Origin of the sequence: Yersinia sp. 1252 StPb PI, from assembly GCF_048593885.1 — a bacterium.
Lineage (GTDB): Bacteria > Pseudomonadota > Gammaproteobacteria > Enterobacterales > Enterobacteriaceae > Yersinia > Yersinia enterocolitica_E.
This window is the reverse complement of record NZ_JAZGQE010000377.1, coordinates 1-1,280: the sequence shown is the minus strand read 5'-3', so window position 1 is coordinate 1,280 and position 1,280 is coordinate 1. Positions and strand designations below refer to the sequence as shown.

Genomic DNA, 1,280 nt, shown 5'->3' with positions numbered 1-1,280 from the left:
GTAGTCATTAGGCTCCCATATTTTCCGTCATCAACCATTATTACATTACCGGCCCCCAAGGTAACTTTATTGAAGTTAGGGTCAAAGCTACAACCATCACAGGTAACTCCATTGGGATTTGCCAGGATATAATCCGCGTCAGCGCCTACCAAATGTTGACGGCCAAGCAGAATGGAAGGATTATCACCAACAACTTCATTTAAAATCACTTCAGCTCCACGCCCTCCCGTAGTCAGGTTTGGATTAGCAGCAATGCTTTCCTTATCGTAATTTGTATTTTGTATTGAGTTATTAAATACCGCTCCTGGCTTATCTACGTTAAAGTCTTGATATTGGTTGTGAGATAACCCCGATTCAGACGGTGGGGCGATATTTATTAGCACAGCACCATTGTCCAAATGACTAATTTCAGGGCGATTAGCCTTCTCTCCTGCTGCTTCTATTCCTGCAGCATAACTTATTGATACCGGGGTGAGAATCATCGATATCAAGACAGCCAGTTTACCACCCGATGAGAGTGTGAATTGTTTTGTTTTCATTTAAATATCCTAATTTAGTGGTTTATATATACCCTAAATAATTTGAATTGCAGGAAGGCGGCAACTGAGCGACTCCCCAGAAACTTACATCAATAAGTGACTGAGCTAAATCAAGGCAGCCAATGCACATGCAACTTCAAGTACTATAGGTATAGTGAGATAAAACTAAAACGTATAACTCGACTTTAATAAATACTGGACAGGCTCACTTCTTTTATTATTATCTGATAACCAAAAACCGCAACTGGCTTCCAAATCCAATTGTATACTTTTATAATACAATGCCAGGCCCGCACTCAGGCCAACATTACTTTGCCAACCTTGCTTACTGCCATGTGATAAAACACGGCCACTATCAACACCCACTCTTGGTATTACTGTCGTTTCTCCCAGCCAAAAATAACGCGACAACGTATTCTTTAGATACCAACCACTATCGCCAGACAGCGCTCCACCGCTAAATCCACGTACGGCATTACGATCAGTTAGACTTAACCGTTCTGAAGCCATCAGTGGTTTTCGACTATATTCTCCAACTAATGAACTATTGATCTGATAAGGTGAGTCAAATAGATGAAAACGTCTATTTAAGTTAATTATCATTTTACTCTTGGTAAAATCACGGTTCTGAGCATGTTTATTGTTAGAAAAATCTAACCACGGTAACCCTTTCTCAACAGAAAAATTAAAATTCATCGAGCCATTAGGTATAATATGAAAGTGATTAACTCCTAGTTCTAG

General features: G+C 39.8%; 2 protein-coding genes. Both read right to left on the bottom strand.

The features are described from left to right. A partial coding sequence (locus tag V2A85_RS23750; RefSeq protein ID WP_420072563.1) for a filamentous hemagglutinin N-terminal domain-containing protein occupies nt 1-539 on the bottom strand: 539 nt, incomplete at its 3' end. 165 nt (nt 540-704) lie between these two features. Continuing rightward, nucleotides 705-1,280: ShlB/FhaC/HecB family hemolysin secretion/activation protein (locus V2A85_RS23745; protein ID WP_420072562.1), on the bottom strand; the 576-nt coding region annotated here is incomplete at its 5' end.